The organism is Nocardia sp. NPDC050175 (assembly GCF_044459885.1).
Taxonomy (GTDB): Bacteria; Actinomycetota; Actinomycetes; order Mycobacteriales; family Mycobacteriaceae; genus Nocardia.
The window spans coordinates 685840-705485 of sequence record NZ_JBITJI010000003.1 but is presented as its reverse complement, the minus strand read 5'-3'; the positions used below and the strand labels follow the sequence as shown (position 1 = coordinate 705485).

The 19646-nt window shown below is 68.2% G+C and carries 13 protein-coding genes; 2 read left to right on the top strand and 11 right to left on the bottom strand.

Features of this window, described 5'->3' with window-relative positions:
- Positions 1-77: 77 nt before the first annotated feature.
- The 5 genes from ACIBK2_RS14225 to ACIBK2_RS14205 form a co-directional block, all read right to left on the bottom strand.
- Positions 78-1082 (bottom strand): VWA domain-containing protein, encoded by a 1005-nt coding sequence (locus tag ACIBK2_RS14225; protein WP_379289151.1) that lies wholly within the window; start codon positions 1080-1082, stop codon positions 78-80.
- On the bottom strand, positions 1079-2080 hold the full coding sequence (locus ACIBK2_RS14220; RefSeq protein ID WP_396967092.1) for a DUF58 domain-containing protein: 1002 nt from the start codon (positions 2078-2080) through the stop codon (positions 1079-1081). The genes ACIBK2_RS14225 and ACIBK2_RS14220 overlap by 4 nt, the downstream gene beginning before the upstream one ends.
- Before the next feature lie 26 nt (positions 2081-2106).
- Positions 2107-3330 (bottom strand): AAA family ATPase, encoded by a 1224-nt coding sequence (locus ACIBK2_RS14215; protein WP_396967090.1) that lies wholly within the window; start codon positions 3328-3330, stop codon positions 2107-2109.
- A 188-nt stretch (positions 3331-3518) separates the two neighbouring features.
- The gene (locus ACIBK2_RS14210) at positions 3519-4931 is read right to left on the bottom strand and encodes an NlpC/P60 family protein (protein WP_396967088.1); all 1413 of its coding nucleotides are present in this window, start codon (positions 4929-4931) and stop codon (positions 3519-3521) included.
- A gap of 265 nt (positions 4932-5196) precedes the next feature.
- On the bottom strand, positions 5197-5769 hold the full coding sequence (locus tag ACIBK2_RS14205; protein WP_396967086.1) for a DUF6676 family protein: 573 nt from the start codon (positions 5767-5769) through the stop codon (positions 5197-5199).
- Positions 5770-6112: 343 nt separating this feature from the next.
- Between ACIBK2_RS14205 and ACIBK2_RS14200 the strand changes: the two genes are divergently transcribed.
- A complete protein-coding gene (locus ACIBK2_RS14200; protein ID WP_396967241.1) occupies positions 6113-8920 on the top strand; it encodes an aconitate hydratase in 2808 nt (935 codons plus the stop codon).
- A gap of 87 nt (positions 8921-9007) precedes the next feature.
- Positions 9008-9574, top strand: a complete 567-nt coding sequence (locus tag ACIBK2_RS14195) for a helix-turn-helix domain-containing protein (RefSeq protein WP_357392088.1) — start codon at positions 9008-9010, stop codon at positions 9572-9574.
- A 119-nt stretch (positions 9575-9693) separates the two neighbouring features.
- Here the strand turns inward: ACIBK2_RS14195 and ACIBK2_RS14190 are convergent, their stop codons facing one another.
- From ACIBK2_RS14190 to ACIBK2_RS14165, 6 genes are all read right to left on the bottom strand, one after another.
- Positions 9694-13530, bottom strand: a complete 3837-nt coding sequence (locus ACIBK2_RS14190) for an NACHT and WD repeat domain-containing protein (RefSeq protein ID WP_396967084.1) — start codon at positions 13528-13530, stop codon at positions 9694-9696.
- Between the two features lie 255 nt (positions 13531-13785).
- Entirely contained in the window at positions 13786-14022 is a 237-nt protein-coding gene (locus ACIBK2_RS14185) for a hypothetical protein (RefSeq protein WP_396967082.1), read from the bottom strand.
- Positions 14023-14082: 60 nt separating this feature from the next.
- The gene (locus tag ACIBK2_RS14180; RefSeq protein WP_396967080.1) at positions 14083-16890 is read right to left on the bottom strand and encodes a hypothetical protein; all 2808 of its coding nucleotides are present in this window, start codon (positions 16888-16890) and stop codon (positions 14083-14085) included.
- Between the two features lie 658 nt (positions 16891-17548).
- Positions 17549-18343 carry a hypothetical protein gene (locus ACIBK2_RS14175; protein WP_396967078.1) on the bottom strand — a complete coding sequence of 265 codons (795 nt, stop codon included), beginning with the start codon at positions 18341-18343 and terminating at the stop codon, positions 17549-17551.
- Positions 18344-18535: 192 nt separating this feature from the next.
- Positions 18536-18610, bottom strand: coding sequence for a 50S ribosomal protein bL37 (locus tag ACIBK2_RS14170; RefSeq protein ID WP_375914870.1), 75 nt, complete (start codon positions 18608-18610; stop codon positions 18536-18538).
- A gap of 32 nt (positions 18611-18642) precedes the next feature.
- Positions 18643-19464, bottom strand: coding sequence for an SDR family NAD(P)-dependent oxidoreductase (locus tag ACIBK2_RS14165; RefSeq protein ID WP_396967076.1), 822 nt, complete (start codon positions 19462-19464; stop codon positions 18643-18645).
- Positions 19465-19646 lie beyond the last annotated feature (182 nt).

The window sequence follows — 19646 nt, the reverse complement described above, 5'->3', positions numbered from 1 at the left end:
ACGGACAACCTATCTGGTGAGGTTCGGACGCCGCGCCTTGGCTCCACCCGTTGGTGGATGCCACAGTCGCATGGCGTTTACGGCAGGCGTTGACGATAAAGCAATCCGGTGACGACGCCGGCGGCGACCAGCAGCATGCCGAGCAACAGCCAGGGCCTGCTCGCATCACCTCTGGTCATCTCGTAACCGATCTGCTGTTCGAGAGTGTCGTAGACGGCAGTCAATTCCGCCAGGCTCGACGCCGTATAGAAATCACCGCCGGAGAGCTTGGCGATCTCGCGCAACGAGTCGTTGTCGACGGGCACCTTGACCCGCTGCGAACCCTGTCCGTCCTGGTCAGGGATCTCCACCGACCCCCATTCGGTACCGAACGAGATCGTCGAGACCGGCACGCCCTTGTTCTTGGCGAGCCGCGCGGCGGTGAATCCGTGCCGCGGATTATCGACGTCCTTGTCGTCCGGCACGGTCTGCTTGCCGTCAGACATCAGCACGATGCGCGCGGGCGGCGGCGTCTCCGCACCGCCGAGCACGGAGGCGAGCGTGTCGATGGAATTGAGCGCGGTGAAGATGCCCTCACCGGTCGCGGTGCGCTCGGCCAGCTTGATGTTGTCGATAGCGGCCTTGACGGCTTCCCGGTTCGTGGTCGGCGAGACCATCACCGAGGCGGTGCCCGCGAAGGTGACGAAGCCGAGATTGATGCCGGGCGTGAGCCCGTCGACGAACTCCTTGCCCGCCTTCTGCGCGACCTGCAGCCGGGTCGGCGGCACGTCGGTGGCCTCCATGGACAGCGAAACGTCCATCACCAGAATGACGGTCGCGCGATTGCGCGGCACCTTCTTGACCGCCGTGGGCCCGGCGGCCGCGACGGTGAGGAAGACCAGGCCGACCAGCATCAGCGCGACGGGCACATGCCGGAACTGGCTCGGCCGCGACGGCGCCACCTTCTCCAGCAGCTCCATGTTGCTGAACTGCAGCATGTGCTTGTGCCTGCTGCGCTGGACCAGGATGTAGCCGAGCGCGATCAGCGCGACGACGGCCAGGAAACCGAGCCAGATCTGCGCGGTGAAATGCGAAATACTCACTGGCGAGGCACCCGCCCGCTAGGGGCGCCCAAGCTGTGGCGCCGGGTGGACACGAACCGGACCACGTCGGAGATCCAGTCCCGATCGGTCTGCAGGGTGAGCACCGGCGCGCCACAACTGCGCAACGCCTCTTCGACCTGATCCCGGTGCCGCTGCGCGGCGGCCGCGAAATCCGCGCGCAGCGTCGGCGTCACGCTGAATTCGCGGGTGCGCCCGGTCTCCGGGTCGTGCAGCACGACATCGCCGACGTCGGGCAGCGACAGGTCGCGCGGGTCGAGCACCTCCACCGCGAGCAGGTCGTGCCGCGCCGAGATGGCGCGCAGCGAGCGCTGCCAGTCGATGTCGCCGAGGAAGTCGCTGATGATCACCGCGAGGCCGCGCTTGCGTTGCGGGCGGCGCAGCGATTCGATGCCGCCGCGCAGGTCGCCGCGCACGCCGTCGCGGGCGTGCGGGGTGGTCGCGATGCTGCGCAGCAGCGACTGGGCGTGCACCCGTCCGCTGCGCGCGGGCACCCGGACCAGTTCCTCGCCGGTCGCGACGACCGCGCCGATCCGGTTACCACCGCCGCTGGTGAGATGGGTGATGGCGGCCGCGGCGGCGATCGCCAGATCCCGCTTCTGGCACAGCGCGGTGCCGAAGTCGAGGCTCGCCGACAGGTCGACGACCATCCAGGTTTCCAGCTCGCGGTCGGCGACGGTCATCCGCACGTGCGGATGGGTGGTGCGGGCGGTGACCGACCAATCCATCTGCCGCACATCGTCGCCCGGCTGATAGGTGCGCGCCTCGCCCGGCTCGGAACCGGGACCGGGGATCAGACCGAGGTGGTCGCCGTGCAGCACGCCGTCGAGCCTGCGGCGCACGGTGAGCTCGAGCGTTTTCAACGCCGCGGCCAGCCGCGGGTCGGTCAGCTCGCCCGCGTGGAACGAGGGCGGTGCGTGCGATGGCGTGCCCGCTGGGGGATGGTAGGGAGGCGGAGCCGACCGGGGGTGGGTAGACACGGGCGGAAGCGGTTCGCGCGCCGCGGTCACTTGTTCTGAACGTTGCCGGCGGGCTGGGACTGCTGCCCGTTCGGCTGCTGCGGCACCGGCTGCGGGACACCCTGCTGCGGCTGCTGCGCGGGCTGCGGCCCCCCGCCCTGCGGGCCGTTCTGCTGCGAAACCTGTTGCGGTGCACCGGAATTGACGGGCGGTGCGCTCGGCGCGACGGCCTGCGGCGCGACCTGCGGCATGCCGATGGTCTGCAGCACCCGCTTGATCACTTCCTCCGGGCTGATCTCGTCGGCCAGCGCGTCGTAGGACAGCACCAGGCGGTGACGCAGCACGTCCGGGATCACCTCGACCACGTCCTGCGGCACCACATAGTCACGGCCGCGGATCAGCGCGACGGCACGGGCCGCGGCGATGATGCCGAGGCTGGCGCGCGGCGAGGCGCCGTAGGCGATCCAGCTGGCCACGTCCTGCATGCCGAAGTCGGCGGGCTTGCGGGTCGCGGCGATCACCCGGACCACGTAGTCGACCAGCGCGTGGTGCACGAAGACCGAGGCCGCGACTTTCTGCAGGCGGACCACGTCCTCGGGAGTCAGGATGCGCGTCGCCTCCGGCGGGGTGACACCCATCCGGTAGATGATTTCGCGCTCCTCCTCGACCGAGGGGTAGTCGACGACGACCTTGAACAGGAAGCGGTCGCGCTGCGCCTCGGGCAGCGGGTACACGCCCTCGCTCTCGATCGGGTTCTGCGTCGCCATCACCAGGAACGGGTTCGGCATCGGGTAGGTCTTGCCGCCGATCGACACGTGCCGCTCGGCCATCACCTCGAGCAACGCCGACTGCACCTTCGCGGGCGCGCGGTTGATCTCGTCGGCGAGCACGAAGTTCGCGACGACCGGGCCGAGCTCGGTGTCGAATTCCTCGCGGCCCTGCCGATAGATACGGGTACCGATGAGGTCGGTGGGCACCAGGTCCGGGGTGAACTGCACCCGGGAGAACGAGCCGCCGATCACCTTGGCGAAGGTCTCCACGGCCAGCGTCTTCGCGATACCCGGCACGCCTTCGAGCAGGACGTGACCACGCGCGAGCACGCCGACGAGCAGCCGCTCGACCAGTCGATCCTGGCCGACGATTACCCGCTTGACCTCATAGATCGCCTTCTCCAGGGTCTGGACGTCACGCTCCAGGGTGCTAGGCGTGGACGCTGGCGCATCTTTCGCCAAATTCGCCCCGCTCACACCGTCTGTCGAAGTCACCAACATCCCCGCTTTCGCCTTGGTCCTGTGCGTGCTGCCACAACTATTCCAGGTAATGGCCGTATGTGCCGCAACCGGACCCGACATGAAGGGAATTCAAAGCTTTCAGGTGTCCGGTTCGGGTTAGTCCGCGGCTCTTGCTATCAGTACTCGCAATCGCCGTATGTCGCGAACTCTGACACGACGAAGAACCGTCAGCTGACGATCCGCACCGCGTAGGGCATGATGCCACCCTCACGCACCGACGTCACCCGGACGACCTCGCCGGACTCCGGCGCCTCGATCATCTGCCCGTTGCCCAGGTACAACGCGACATGCTCGCTGGCGTTCGAACCCCAGAACAGCATGTCGCCGCGGGCGCGCTGATCCACCGGCACGCGAGTGCCCGCGTTGTACTGGTACCCGCTGTAGTGCGGCAGCGAAACCCCGATCCCGGCAAAGGCATAGATCATCAGTCCGGAGCAGTCGAAGCCGATCTTGTCGAAGTCGCCGTAGGTGTCGGCGACGCCGCCGTCGTGGATGCCATACGTCGGGCCGTCCTCGTCACCGCCACCCCAGGCGTAGATAACACCCAATTGGGACATGGCGCGATCGACCACCGTCTCGACCGCCGCGGAGCCGCCGATGGACGGCAGGTTCGGACGCGGGGTGCTGCGGCGCGGTGGCGAGTTCTCCAATTGGGTGTGCGGACGCTTGCCCTGGCCGAGTTGTCCGGCCCGGCTCTGCGCGTTCTGGTCGGCGTTGGCGCGGGCCGCGGCTGCCGCGGCGGCGGCGCGCACGGCGGCCTCTTCGGCCTTGCGTTGCTGTTCCCAGTTCAGATAGACGTCGCGCTGGCCTTGCAGTCCGGCCACGTTCTGGCGCGCGAAGTCCAAGCGGTCCTGCGCATCCTGACGCTGGCGCTGCAGGTTGTCGCGCTGCACCGTTTGCTGGTCCAGCGCGGCCTTGGCGGCGGTGACCGCGTGCTCGGCGTCGACCTTCGCCTGTTCGGCGGCCGCGGCGGCCGCGTCGGCGTCCGACTTCGCTTGGCGCGCACTGGAATTCTTGTTGCCCTGGTCGATCTGGGCGCGACGTAGGCTATCTAGGACCTGCTGCTGGTTCTTCGAGACCAGCGATAGGAGCTGGGCCTGGTCGAGGGCGGCGGCCGGGGTGGCCGCGGCTAGGTAGACGACCATCGACTCGGCGGCGGGTCGGGTGTAGGCCTGGGCGGCGAACTGGTCGAAGTTGCGCCGCGCGGCGCCGACTTTCGTTCCGGCGTCGGCCAATTCGCGCTGGGTGTCGGCCACCACGGCGGCGGCCGCGTCGGCGGCGTCGCGCGCGTTCTGCAGGTCAACCAGGGCCTTGTTCACTTCTTCGCGCTTGCGGGCGACCTCGCTGTCGAGCTGCTGCAACTGCTGGTCGACCGCCGCGACCTGATTGATCAGCCCGCCCACCTCGGTCACGCTGGCGTCGACTTGCGCTCCGGCATCGGCGATCTGGCCGTCACTCGGGTTCGGCGGGGCAGGCGGCACGGCGGCGGCAGGTCCGGCCAGCACCACGACGACCGTCACCAGCAACCCCAGAGCGACCCCCAGCGGACGCCGATAAGCGGCCTCGCCGTTGTTGCGCATCGCACCTCCCAAGGACCCGACTCCAGCAACGCCCCATGAGCACCAACCGCACCTCGACGCTCAATGGTGGGCAGATAACCCCTGACTACACTTCTTCCCCATCGGTAACTACACGACCGTACGACACTTCAGTCACCAAAGGAACTCCAGCAACAGAATGACAGGCGCGTAATTTTGCCGTTGCCTGAGATTAGCCGTATGCGGCAAAGGTTTCCGAGCGGTATTACATACCGGTCGTCAGGGAAAGTAGCTGTCTAGAAACCAGCTATGCGGTAGAGGCCCGATCGCCCTCGGTGCCGGAAACGGCAACCGGCGTGGCGGGTTCGGCACGCCGACGCGACTTCACGAAGTAGAGCCCGACCACGACGGCCGCGGTGCCCGCGAGCAACACACTGGCGATCGCGGTCCAGGAGACGGCCTCCGGCTGCTCCAGCTTGTCCACGAAATGCTGTGCCGCCTCGGCGGAGTGCCCGCCGTTGAACTTCGCCTTGTCCTCGGCCCACTCGAGCCGGACCCGGGAGATGGAGTCGCTGTAGGTGCCCGCCCAGTCGTCGCTCAGTACCAGGACCGTGCCCTGCTCGTCCTTGCCGATCGTGGTGGCCAGGTCACGCAAGCTTTCGTGGCCCGGAGCGCCCGGCACGACCACGATGTTCAGCGGGATGCCGTGCGCCCTCGCGTCGGCGGCGACCGCCGCCAACTCCGTCTGATCCTTGCCGTCCAGCGTGGCGACGTGATTGTCGGCCAGGTCGGCGTTGATGGTGGTGACGGTGTCCTCGGTGACGTTCGGCGGCAGTTCGGCGGCCATGGGCGTGAAAACCGAGGTGTGCGAGACGGTCATCTTCCATCCGGTCTGTCGAGCCGCATCGGCATCCGAAGCGACGTGCATCCAACACTGCGGGGTGAGCTCAATGCCACCCGGCTGGCTCCGAAAGCACAGTACGCGACGGAGAGTCGAGGCACGCGCAGACGGCACGCGACGCGCCCCCGCGCGGCTCGGTACGGGCCGCGGCGCACACTATACGGGCGGGGTCGATGCGCTCACAGGACAAGCGTACTGTTAAGGTCGAAGCGCGAGGAACCGGCGCACTCTAGTGCCGGAGCACCTGCAAAGACTCGGTCGCCGGCACAGCCCCGCCGGCGGCCAACCCTCACAGACGAGTGGAGCTGACGTGACGACAAGTATCGATACTTTCGGCGCCAAGGGCACCCTCGAGGTCGGAAGCAACTCCTACGAGATCTTCCGCCTCTCCGCCGTGCCCGGCACCAAGAAACTCCCCTACGCCCTCAAGGTCCTCGCGGAGAACCTGCTCCGCACCGAGGACGGCGCGAACATCACCGCCGATCACATTCGCGCCATTGCGGATTGGGATCCCTCGGCCGAGCCGAGCATCGAGATCCAGTTCACCCCGGCCCGCGTGATCATGCAGGACTTCACCGGCGTGCCCTGCATCGTCGACCTCGCCACCATGCGTGAGGCCGTCAAGACCCTCGGCGGCGACCCGGACAAGGTCAACCCGCTGGCCCCCGCCGAGATGGTCATCGACCACTCGGTGATCATCGACGTGTTCGGCCGCGCCGACGCGCTGGAGCGCAACGTCGACATCGAGTACTCCCGCAACCGTGAGCGCTACCAGTTCCTGCGCTGGGGCCAGGGCGCGTTCGACGACTTCAAGGTCGTCCCCCCTGGCACCGGCATCGTGCACCAGGTCAACATTGAACACCTGGCCCGCACCGTCATGGTCCGCAACGGCCAGGCCTACCCGGACACCTGCGTCGGCACCGACTCGCACACCACGATGGTCAACGGCCTCGGTGTATTGGGTTGGGGCGTCGGCGGTATCGAGGCCGAGGCGGCCATGCTGGGCCAGCCCGTCTCGATGCTGATCCCGCGCGTCGTCGGCTTCAAGCTGACCGGTGAGATCAAGCCGGGCGTCACCGCCACCGACGTGGTGCTCACCGTCACCGACATGCTGCGCAAGCACGGCGTGGTCGGCAAGTTCGTCGAGTTCTACGGCAAGGGCGTCGCCGAGGTGCCCCTCGCGAACCGCGCCACCCTGGGCAACATGAGCCCCGAATTCGGTTCCACCGCAGCGATCTTCCCGATCGACGACGTGACCATCGAGTACCTGCGCCTGACCGGCCGCGACGACGACCAGCTCGCGCTGGTCGAGGCGTACGCCAAGGAACAGGGCATGTGGCACGACGCCGAGCACGAGCCGGTGTACTCGGAGTACATGGAGCTCGACCTCGGCGACGTGGTGCCGTCCATCGCGGGCCCGAAGCGTCCGCAGGACCGAATCCTGTTGTCGGAGTCCAAGACCGCGTTCCGCAAGGACATCCACAACTACACCAACGACGCGGAGAGCGGCCCGGCCGCCGTCACCCCGCACACGCACCTGGACGAGGCCATCGAGGAGTCCTTCCCGGCCAGCGATCCGGCCGTGCTGTCCTTCGCCGATGACGACGCGGTGCTGATCCCGTCCGCCGCGAACGGTGCCGTCGGCCGCCCGAGCAAGCCGGTCAAGGTCTCCTCGGAGGAGTACGGCGACTTCGTGCTCGACCACGGCGCCGTGGTGGTCGCCTCGATCACCTCGTGCACCAACACCTCCAACCCGTCGGTCATGCTCGGCGCCGCGCTGCTCGCGCGCAACGCCGTGGAAAAGGGCCTGACCTCCAAGCCGTGGGTCAAGACCTCGATGGCGCCGGGTTCGCAGGTCGTCAACGACTACTACAACAAGTCGGGCCTGTGGCCCTACCTGGAGAAGCTCGGCTTCTTCCTGGTCGGTTACGGCTGCGCCACCTGCATCGGCAACACCGGCCCGCTGCCGGACGCGGTGTCCAAGGCGATCAACGACAACGACCTCTCGGTCACCGCGGTGCTCTCGGGCAACCGCAACTTCGAAGGCCGCATCTCCCCCGACGTGAAGATGAACTACCTGGCCTCGCCGCCGCTGGTCATCGCCTACGCGCTCGCCGGAACGATGGACTTCGACTTCGAGACCGACCCGCTCGGCCAGGACGCCGACGGCAACGACGTCTTCCTGAAGGACATCTGGCCCTCCTCGAAGGAGATCGAGGCGACCATCGGCACCTCGATCAGCCAGGACATGTTCATCAAGTCCTACGCCGACGTGTTCAAGGGTGACGAGCGCTGGCGCGGGCTGGCGACCCCCGAAGGCAAGATCTTCGACTGGGACGTCAACTCCACCTACGTGCGCAAGCCCCCGTACTTCGACGGCATGCCGCAGGATCCGGAGCCGGTCACCGACATCTCCGGTGCGCGAGTGCTTGCCCTGCTCGGCGATTCGGTCACCACCGACCACATCTCCCCGGCGGGCAACATCAAGGCCGGTACGCCGGCCGCGCAGTACCTCGAGGGGCACGGCGTCGAGCGCAAGGACTACAACTCCTACGGCTCGCGGCGCGGTAACCACGAGGTGATGATCCGCGGCACCTTCGCCAACATCCGGCTGCGCAACCAGCTCCTCGACGACGTCTCGGGCGGTTACACCCGCGACTTCACCCAGGACGGCGGCCCGCAGGCCTTCATCTACGACGCCTCGCAGAACTACCAGGCCGCGGGCATCCCGCTGGTCGTGCTCGGCGGCAAGGAGTACGGCTCGGGTTCCTCGCGTGACTGGGCCGCCAAGGGCACCTCGCTGCTGGGTGTGAAGGCCGTCATCACCGAGTCGTTCGAGCGCATCCACCGCTCGAATCTCATTGGTATGGGCGTCATTCCGCTGCAGTTCCCGGCCGGTGAGTCGGCCGCGTCGCTGAAGCTGGACGGCACCGAGACCTTCGACATCGAGGGCATCACCAAGCTGAACGAGGGCACGACGCCGAAGACCCTGAAGGTCACCGCCACCAAGGAGAACGGTGACAAGGTCACCTTCGACGCCGTGGTCCGGATCGACACCCCCGGTGAGGCCGACTACTACCGCAACGGCGGCATCCTGCAGTACGTGCTGCGCAACATGATTCGCGGCTGATCACACACACGCCGTTGGTCGAGGGTCCGCGCACCGCGTTTTCGCGGTGCGCGGACTGCTCACACCTCTTGGAGGAGCACGCCCGCTATGCCCAAAGTCAGTGAAGATCACCTCGCCGCCCGGCGCAGCCAGATTCTCGACGGGGCGCGGCGCTGCTTTGCCGAATACGGGTACGAGGGCGCCACGGTCCGCCGCCTCGAGGAGGAGATCGGGCTGTCGCGCGGCGCCATCTTCCACCACTTCCGGGACAAGGACGCGCTGTTCCTCGCGCTCGCGCAGGAGGATGCCGAGCGGATGGCCGATGTCGCGGCCAACCAGGGCATCGTCGGGGTGATGCGGGACATGCTCGCCCATCCCGAGCAGTTCAATTGGCTGGGAACGCGTTTGGAGATCGCGCGGCGGTTGCGCACCGATCCTGAGTTCCGTGCGGGGTGGACTCAGCGGTCGGCGGAGTTGACTGCCGCGACGCTGGCCCGGTTGGAGCGGCGCAAGGCGGCGGGGGCGTTGCGTGACGACGTGCCTACCGATGTGTTGCTCGGGTACCTCGACCTGGTGCTCGACGGGCTCATCGCGCGGATCGCGTCGGGGCATACGAACGAAAACCTCACTGCGGTACTGGATCTCGTCGAGGCCTCGGTGCGCCGTCGCGACTGACCTCGCCGCCGCACACCGCTCCTCACGCCCGAATCACGCAGCGCCGCACCACTTCTGATTTCCCGCACCTGAAATCGCATGCGATTCTCGGTGCGGGAAATCAAGAGGCGTGCGGGGAGTCAGCAGGGGCGGGTGTACGGCACGGACGGGAGCAGGCTGCGCCACTCTTGTTCGTCGAGCACGGCGGACGAGGAGGAGCACAGCTTCTCGGCGACCGCGGCCGGGTCGGTGTACCAGAGGGTGGAGAGCTGGTCGCCGACGCCGAGTAGGCGTGACTCGTCGGTCGGGTCGAAGCGCAGGAACCAGGTCCAGCCGATTTTGGCCTCGATCGCGTCCCCCTGTGCGCCGAGGTGGGACGGGTCGGTGACGTCCCATAGCCGAGCCGTTTCGTCCGCGCCGCCGGAGGCGAGGCGATGACCGGACTCGTCCAGCGCGAGCGTTCGGATGGCGGCCGTGTGTGCGCGCACCGCGTCCAGTTCGCGGACCTTCGCCGGATCGGCGACGTCCCATGAGCGGATCATGCCGCTGTCGTCACCGCTGAACAGGGTCTTGCCATCCCGGGCGAAGAGCAGCGCCTGGGCTTTCGCGCCGTGCAGGTCGAGGGATACCGCGGCCGACTTGCCTGGATCGGTGATGTCCCACAGGTGGATTCGCGCGTCGTCATCGGCGGCCGCGACCAACGGGCGGCCGGGAGCGAAGGCGGCCAGTTCGAGTTCCCGGTCGTTTCCGGTCGGCAGTGGACCGCCCAGCGGGCGCGGGGTGGCCGGGTCGGCGACGTCCCACAGTTGCAGCGACCGATGACCTACTCCGGTGACCAGCCGATCGCCCTTGGGGGCGAAGGCAATCGGCCCGGTGCCGGGTGCCGCGCCGAGCGGCACGGGCCTGGCTCGGTCGGTGAGATCCCACAGCCGGACTTCCTCGGCGCCGGTGGTGGCCAGCAGGGTGCCGTCGGGGCGCAGGGCCACCTCCGTGCCGTGCCGGTCGGGCGGGCCGGCCCGTACCTCGCTGACCATCGCGCTGGTGAGTGGCACGGCGATGTTCCACACGGCGACCTGTCCGTCGCGGAATCCACCGACCAGGGTTTTTCCCGGTTGGTCGAAGCCGAGGGAGGTCAGCGAGCTGGCGAACACGATGGGTAGCCGGGCGCCCGCCTGGCTCCAGGTCCGCAGCTTTCCGTCGGCGCCCGCGCTGATCGCCGTGGTGTTGGTGACGACCACCAGCGACTGCATCGAATCGGCGTTGACCAGTTCGAGGACGACGGGCGTGACGCGGTCGAGGCGGCTGGTGTTCCATTCGCGGGCGGTGCCGCCCGCGTCGGTGACCACGAGCGCTCGGCCGTTGAGCCAGTATTGCAGGCCCGAAATCGGTACGGGGCGAGTCTGTTTCCGGTCGACCAGCTGTGGCCGATCGCGATCGCGGGCGTCCCAGAACAGCAGTTGGCCGTCGGCGGTGCCCGCGGTGAGGCGGCCGAGCGCGCCGAAGGCGAGGGCTTGTACGGCGCCGCCGCTGTCGAGCGGAGCACCGACCGGGCGCGGCTGCTGGCTGTCGTCGACGGACCACAGGCGCACGGTGTGATCGTCGCCCGCGGTGGCGAGCACCGGCGCGTCTGGGGCGAGCGCCATTGTCTTGATGGCAGTGGGGTGCGCTCCGAGAACTGCGCCGAGTCGCCGAATGGCTTGCGGTGCGGCGATATCGAGGAAGGTGAGGGTGCCGTCGACGCCGCCGACCGCTAGTGTCCGGGCATCGGGGAGAAACGCGACGGTGGTGAGCGCAGTGCCGTTGTCGAAGGTGCCCGCCAGGGTCGGGCGACCCGGATCGCGGATGTCCCACAGTCGCAGCGTGCCACCGGAATCGAGGCTGGCCAGCATGGTGCCGTCCTGGTTGAATTCGACCGATTCGACGGCACCTCGATGCCCACTCAACGGTGGTCCGACCTGCGTCAGCGCGCTGGGATTCGAGATGTCCCACAGCTTTACGAGACCATCGTCGCCCGCGCTGGCCACCAGTCGATGGCTCGAGCTGAACGTCAGTCGGCGGATCGGACCGTCATGGGCCGCCGCGGTGACGAGTTCGATCGGCTGCACTTGGACGGCCAGCAAGCGAGCCCTGGCGGCGGGATCGGCCGGGTTCAACCGATAGGCCGCGAGCGCGAGTTGCGTGGACAGCACCGGGTCGGCGTTCTCTACCCGTTCGGATTGATCGACGAGCTGGCTGAGCACCGTGTCCTTGTGTTCCTGGGCGACGGTCGCGCGCTGGCCGACCACCACGACCGAAAGCACCAGTGCCGCAACGGTGAGCACGGCGACGGCGGAGAGGAAGACCCGCCATCGGATGGTGCGCGTCCGGTGCCGCTCCTGCGACGCGGAGACGAATTCTCGGGCGAGCCGGTTCGACGACTCGGTGCGCCGCATCCATCCGGTCGCGTTCTCCAGCCGAGTCTTGGTGTACAGCAGCGATATCGGTCGTTCCATGCGCGCCCACTCGCGGGCGTCGGCCTCGATGCGCTGCCGATCGGCGGCGAATTCCCTTTCCTCGGACAACCATTCGGCCAGCCGGGGCCAACCGGTGAGCAGCAACTCATGGACCAGTTCGATATCGTCGCTGTGCTGCACCAGGATTCGTCCTGCGGTCAGCTTCGCGATCGCGGCGTTGGCGGCTTCGGGATCCGCCGACTCCTCGATCAGCAGTGCGACGGGCATCCGGTTGCGTACCACGGTGGTCGGCTCGGTGATCGTCAACGCGACGAGCATCTGCCGTGCGGTCACCCGCTCGCGGTCGGTGAGCTGGGACCAGACCGACTCGCAGCCGATCGCGCAGGCGCCGCTCAGGCCGCCCGCTTCGCGATAGCCGTCGACGGTCAACGTACGGCCGTGCCGATTCGCCCACGTCATGGACAGTGCCAGCGACAACAGCGGAAGCCGTACCTCGCTGTTCGCCTGGATGGCGCCCAGATCCTGCAGCACCACCTCGACCAGGCTGTCCTCCACCCGCAGGCCGGCGGCCTCGGCGGGCCGGACGATCACCTCGCGTAGCTCCGGCAGGGTCATCGGGTCGAGCAGCATCGCGTGCTGCCGCAGTGGTTCCACCGTCCACGAGTACCGCAGGAACGCGTGCAGCAGCTCGTGCAGGTAGGCGATGTCGAAGGCGGCGACGACGGTGGTCGGCGGGTCGGCGGCGGGATCGGCGAGGGCGGTGAGCTTGCGCAGGAACTGTTGCCGCAGTGCGTCATCCGTGCACAGCGTGAACAGCTCCTCGCCTTGATCGATCAGCAGCAGCCTGCGGGTCGACGGCTGGTCGGCGAGCACGGCGTCCAACGCGGCCACCGGGTCGTGGCCGGGGGTCATGGCGACCGGCGTGCGCGGTCCCGGCGCGGCCTGCAACCCGGCGGCGAGCAGCGACGACTTACCGATGCCGGACGGCCCGAGCAGCAGTGCCGCGACCGGCCGCTCGCTCGACTCGACCGCCGAAATCAGTTCGAGCAGGCGATGTTTCGCATCACTGCGGCCAAAGAACAGATCGCTGTCCTCGACCCGGTACGGCCGGAGACCGCGGTAGGGCGCGCGATCGGCATCGACGACAGGCGGCTCGACCTTGGCCGCCTCCCAGTCCTGGTGCCAACGCTCCAGATCGAGCAACGTGGGGTCGATCCGCGGATTTTCCGGGGTCCGTCGGCGCGCGTCCGCGATCAGCACCTCCAGTACCGGCCGGACGGAGTCGAACGCAGCAGGCGTGCGCTGGCCACGCCGCCAGTCACTGATCCGCTGGAAGGTGATCTTGCTGGTGCCCGGTGCGAGGCGGGCGTTGGCGGCTCGGACCACGGACTTCAACGGCGGCCCGCCCGCCGCGGCGAAGAGGTCGCTGAGCCGGTCGGCGAACAGGCGGCGGCCTTCGGCTCGACTCGGGGTGGCGACGTTTCTCGGCGCTACCACGTTCGCGACGGCGAGGACTTGGGACATACCAGCGAGCAGAACAATCGCATGTTCACCACCAACGTGTCGGGTGTCCAGGAATTGTGGCGCTGAGCTGACGAAATGCGTTCCTGCGATCAGCCATCGGGTGATCGGTATTCGGCACCGACGCTGGGTTGGAAAGCCGGTTCCAGCGGCGAGCTGAGCATACCAGTCGGTATGTTCAATGCCGATTCAATGCCGAACCCGCATCGCGTCGGGTGACGCGCACCGTGCTGGCACGGTGCGCGTCACCACGCTCGGCTACGACTGCACCAGGAGAACGGCGTACTGCACCGCCGGTATGAGGCCCAGTGCCGTCACCAGCGTCATCCCGACGCCGATCGCGACCCGCCGGTGCCGCGACCACCAGCCGACTCGGGTAACGTCCCGGGAAACGGCTTCGGTGTCATCGGCGTTCTGCGCATAGTAGCCGAAACCGATTGGCGCGGAGCTGATATCGAGCAGGCGCTCCGGCCTGGTATCCAGGATGGGCTTCATCGCGGACTCCTATGTTCGTCGTAATCCGTTGCGAGCGAATGGTTCCGGTCAGCTGACAGCTCAGACCGTCACCAGCTCGCGGTCGTTCACACCCATGCCGCCATCGCTCTGCGGCACCGAAGAGCTCGTGTACGCCGTGCCATAGGCCCGCGGTCCGCCCTGCGGTACCGGCTCGAGGTACTGCCGAGGAGCAGGTTCGGCATACGGCTGCGGCGCAGGCTCAACGAGATACGGCTGGGGTGCCGGCTCGAGATACGGCTGCGGCGCGGGCTGCGCGTACGGCTGCGGCGCAGGCTCAACCAGATACGGCTGCGGCGCAGGCTGGGCATAGGGCTGCGGCGCGGGCTGGGCATACGGTTGCGGCGCAGGCTCAACGAGATACGGCTGCGGTGCGGGCTGCGCGTACGGCTGCGGCGCGGGCTCAACCAGATACGGCTGCGGTGCGGGCGCCGAGTACGGCCGCGGCTCGACCCAAGGCTCAACGTACGGCCTCGGCTGAACCTGCGGAGCGGGCTCACTGTACGGACCGGGCTGCGTGCGCGGACCGGTCTCACCATTGGGCGCCGGTGCCGTGCGCGGGCCGGTCTCACCGTTCGGCGCCGGTGCCGTGCGCGGGCCCGTCTCACCATTGGGCGCCGGCGCCGTGCGCGGGCCGGTCTCACCATTGGGCGCCGGCGCCGTGCGCGGGCCGGTCTCACCGTTCGGCGCCGGTGCCGTGCGCGGGCCGGTCTCACCGTTCGGCGCCGGTGCCGTGCGCGGACCAGTCTCACCGAACGGCGAAGGCGCTGTGCGCGGCGAAGATTCGCCGAACGGCGTCTGCGACGGCGACGGAACCGGACCCGTCTCGCCGTAAGGCGACGGCGTCTGGGCACCGAACGGCGAAGGCGCTGTGCGCGGGGCACCCTCACCGAACGGCGACGGCGCCGGGCTCGGCGCGTTCTGACCGAACGGCGACGGCGCGGTACGCGGGGCCTCGCCGAACGGCGACGGAACCGGACCCGTCTCACCGAACGGTGCAGGCGCCGGAGCGCCGAACGGCGAAGGCGCGCTGCGCGGGACCTCGGGCGCGAATCCGCCCAGCATGGACCCGATCAGCTCCTCGAAGAGCGCGGCGCCTTCCATCTCCTCCAGCAACGGAATCGTCAGGAACAGCATCGACAGCATCCCGAGCGTCAGCAGCACCACGAACGCGGCAGGCACGCCGAATTCGAGCAGCGGAACGCCGATCACCGTCACCAGTCCCATGCCGACGGCGGCCGTCGCGGCCGCGGCCGCACCCGCCATCAGCGTCCCGATCAGCACCGTGCCGACCGCACCGGCGATCATGCCGCCGACCACGAGCAGTGCGGCACCGCTGGCTGCCACCAGTCCGGCCAGCGCGCCGAGCGCGAACACGCCGAACCCGAGCACCTCCGGCAGCGTGAACAGTGCGCCACCGAACAGCACCGCCGCACCCAGGGCAAGCACCCCGAGCACCTCCGGCGCCGCGAGCAACGCGCCACCGAACAGCACAGCAGCACCAAGCCCGAGCACGCCAAGTACCTCCGGCGCCGCGAGCAACGCACCGCCGAACAGCACAGCAGCACCGATCCCGAGCACGCCGAGCACCTCCGGCGCGGCCAACAGCGCGCCGCCGACCAGCACGGCCGCACCCAGAGCGAGCGCCCCGAGCACCGGTACCCCGATGGTGATCTCGAACGGCAAGGCCAGCACTTCGAGGCCGGCGAGCACAGCACCGATCCCGAGGACCGCGGGAATCGCGATCGGCGCGAGCAGGACTGCGCCGATCGCCAGCGCGCCGAGGATCTCCGGCGCCGCAAGCACTGCGAGCGCCGCGGCGGCACCGAGCGCCAACGTACCGAGGAGCAGACCGCCGCCGACCACGCCGGCGATCATCGGCAGCTCGAGGGTCGCGTTGTGGATGCCGAGCAGACCGCCGTCGTTGCGCATGCCGCGGGCGTCGGTCAGCATCGGCGCCAGGCCGACACCGAGCGCCGCGGCCGGATCGGCGATGAGCTGCCGCAGGCCGGTGGCCAAGCCCTGCAACGGGTCCCCGCCGCCCGTGGCCTGGCCGAGCATCGGATTGAGCAAGTCACGCAAGCCCTCGGCGGGGTCGGGTCCGCCGTTCGGGAAACCGAAGAACGTGCGTGCCTGGTCGGCCACGTTCTCCAGCGGTGCGCCGAGCAGGTCGCGGCGGATGCCCGCCTGCTCGATCGCCTCATCGGCGAACACGAGCAGATCCCGGACCGGCTGCCCGAGCGGTCCGGTCGGCACCGCCGCACCGACCAAGCCGGTGAGTTGCGGAAGATCGATGGTGCCGACGATCTGTTCGGCGGCCGACGCCAGTTCAGGCATCGGCGCGGAACCGGCCGGACCCGAGGCCGCCGCGTCGTCGACGGTCAGACTTCCCGGCAGTGACGAGTGCGCGGGCTCCGGCGCCGGGGTGGTCAGGTCGTGGATCATCTCGCCCGTGCCGTCGGCTTGCGGAACCACCGGCTCGGTGCCGAGCGCGGTGAGCGCCTGGCCGAGCACGTTCTGCACGACCGGGCTCCAGGTCGCCACGAGGTCATCGAGTTCGGGCACTCCGGTCGGAGGTGGCACCGAGTCGCCGAACTCGGTCACCGCCCGGCGGATGTCCGGCAGCGCGACGGCGAAGGCCGAGTTCACGCCCGCGGCGATCTGGCTCGGGTCCGCGGGGGGTTGCGGCGGCGCAGGTGCTTCGGCGGCCGCCTGACCGGTGGACAACAGGACGGTGGCCAGCGAGGCGACCGCGGCCGCTGCGTACCGGCCCTTGCGCGTGCGATCGGCTACCTTGCGGTGCCGCGCGCCGGGCGTGGTTACCCGGCGGCGTTTGTGTGTTGCAAACATACGAGGACCTTTCGATCGGGGTGATGCAGCGAGTACGCGGCCGGATCGGACCGGGTCGGCAGTACTCGCGCCGAGCTCTGCGAATGAGGACGAATTCGTCGCTCGGACCGGTCCGAGGTACCGGTCGCGCATACCGTCCGTGACCACAAACCGCTGATTCCGGCGGTAGTGGCGATGCGGACGCGGATTGCGCCGCTGGCGTCGCGAGAGCACAGATATGCGCGTTGTTCGACATGTGCGCCCTGCGGGAACAGTGCGCGCGGCCCGGGCGGACAGGCCGCGGAACAGCCGCCCGGCGGCGGGTCGTGCACCGGTCGCACGGCGGACGGCGAGCGCATGACGACCGACGCACGTGCGGTAGCTAATTTTCCGCATCTCTCGTAACTGGTCATGCTTCCAGGTTTGAGATGCGACACGCACCCGTCAATGGACAAAAAGGTCTCACTGGACATCCGACCAGCTAGGCAGGCAGATTGGACCTTTCCGCCGCGGAACGCATTTACGGGATACTGACGGCCGTCGCTCTTGACATACAACTTTCAACCACTTTTAAAAGTCGAAAGATGCACAACAGCGACCTTCTAGCTATCTTTCTGTTGCCACCGGATTGACCGCCGAAGCGTGTCCGGTTCGCGGTTCGGCGGCTTGGGAACCCGACTCAGAATGTGTCGTTGATGTACTCGGCCGCGTCGGTCGTCCACAGATGATCGGTGCCGGGCATGTTGTGACCGGAGTACAACACGTGCTGCCCGTCCGGCCACGGGGTGAGGTAGCCGATGAGCCCGCGGACGGCCGTGGCATATCGATCGAGGTTCGCGATCGGGTCGCGCATCAGCCACTCGAGTAGCTCGGCGAAGATCAGCGGACCGAGGTTGCCGATCCGGGCACCCTCCAGGAACGAGAACGGCGAGATGCCGACGTCGATGAACCGGAGCGGCGAATCCGCGGGCGCGGCGGTGATGATGTCGCCGGGATTGGCGTACTCGCGAACGGCGACCGCGGCGGGCCAGGCCCCGCGCTGACCGTGCAGGCCGAAGGTCGACGGCGGGCACAGATTCCCCACCGACTGCCCCGCCTTGCGCAACGGGTTGGCGATGTTCACCGCGAACGCGATCTCCAGCGGCGTCCCATTGGTGTTCTTGTACTTACCCGAGCGCACGCCCTCCAGAATGTGGCTCGCGCAGATGCCGCCGAGTGAATAGGTCAGCAGCCCACAGACATTCGGCGAATCCTGGATCGCCTTGACACCAGCCGCGGTACCGATCCGCACCGAGGTGTCCAGCGACGAGCCCCAGACATCCGGGTCCGGCCCGACCGAGGCGGGCCAATCCGGCTCGAAGAACGAGAATCGTTCGGTATCGAGCAGCTTCGTGACGTCGTGCAGCATTCCCGTGGGCGTTCCGTTCGAGTTCCGCGGCTCGCCGGTTCCGCGGAGGGTGATGATGTCGATCATCTGTGATCTCCTGACGCACCACACCGAGGTTTTCGGTGCGGAACCCCACGGTAAGCCCGCCGAACGGCCGATGCGCGAGTAACGAACTACTCGATTCGGTCACCGGACCGACCACCCCGAACGGACCCGCCGCGACCCCGAATGGAGTCGCGGCGGACCTAGCTCGCTACGTCCAGGAGAGATAGCGAGGGCTTAAGCGCCCGGCCGTTTGCCGTGATTGGCCTTGTTCTTGCGGCGGGCGCGTTTCTTGTTCGCGCGCTTGGACACTGACGTGCCTTCTTTCGTTGTTCGGTAAGGGACTACTCGGCGTGCACGGGCTGGCGACTCCACGCGGCCAACCGCGCGCGAGCACGTGAATTACGCACCAGCGCAGCCGGTTTCGCCTGCTCGATGCCGTCGTAGTAGCCGCCGTTGACCACCGGCGTCGACGAAGCACTCAGCAACGCGAGCAGATCGGCGGCCCCGTCTACCGGCGCGGCCGCGTGACTGCGCAGCTGCGGCATGTCGAGCTCGAAATCGGCCGGGCACACGCTGATCGCGGTCAGCCCGGCCGGACCGGTCTCGGCGAGCGTGCGGGTGAACATCGTCAGCGCCAGTTTGGACTGGGCGTACACCGACATCGGGGTATAGATGCCACGGTTGCGGTCCAGGTCGGAGTAGTCGATGTTGCCGCCGACGTGCAGTCGCGAGGTCGCGTTGACGACCCGGCCGTGTGCCGCCGCGAGCGCGGGCGCCAAGGCGAGAGTCAGCCGCTGCGGCGCGAGATAGTTGAACTGCATGGTCAGCTCGTTGCCGTCCTCGGTGTGCGAACGCCGCTGCAAGCCCGGCATCGCCGCGGCATTGATCAGCGCGTCGAGCGCAGGCACCGTCGCGGCCAGCATCCCGGCCAGCTCGTCCACCTCGGCCAGCTTGGTGAAATCGGCGTGCACCATGCGCAGCCGCTGCGCCTGCGCGCCGTCGGCGAGTAATCGTTCCAGTGCGTCGTCGGCGAGTTCCTTGTCCTGCGCGTGCAGGATGACGGTGGCCCCGTCGATGACCAGCCGCTTCGCCGTCGCATACCCGAGGCGTTCATCGACGCCGGTCACCAGCACAATCCGGCCGTCGGACGAGAATTCGGACATAGCTCTCCTATCGAGGAGCGCGCGCCTCGGCCTTGAGGGTCACGAAAGACGCACGCCGAGAATGGATCCGCGATCACACGCCGCGGATGATGAACGCGCACACCGATACACCGGCTAGATACGCGAAGAGAAAAGCCGCACAAGGCCATTCGGCCGCGCGGGTAAATGGGTCAGACCGAACC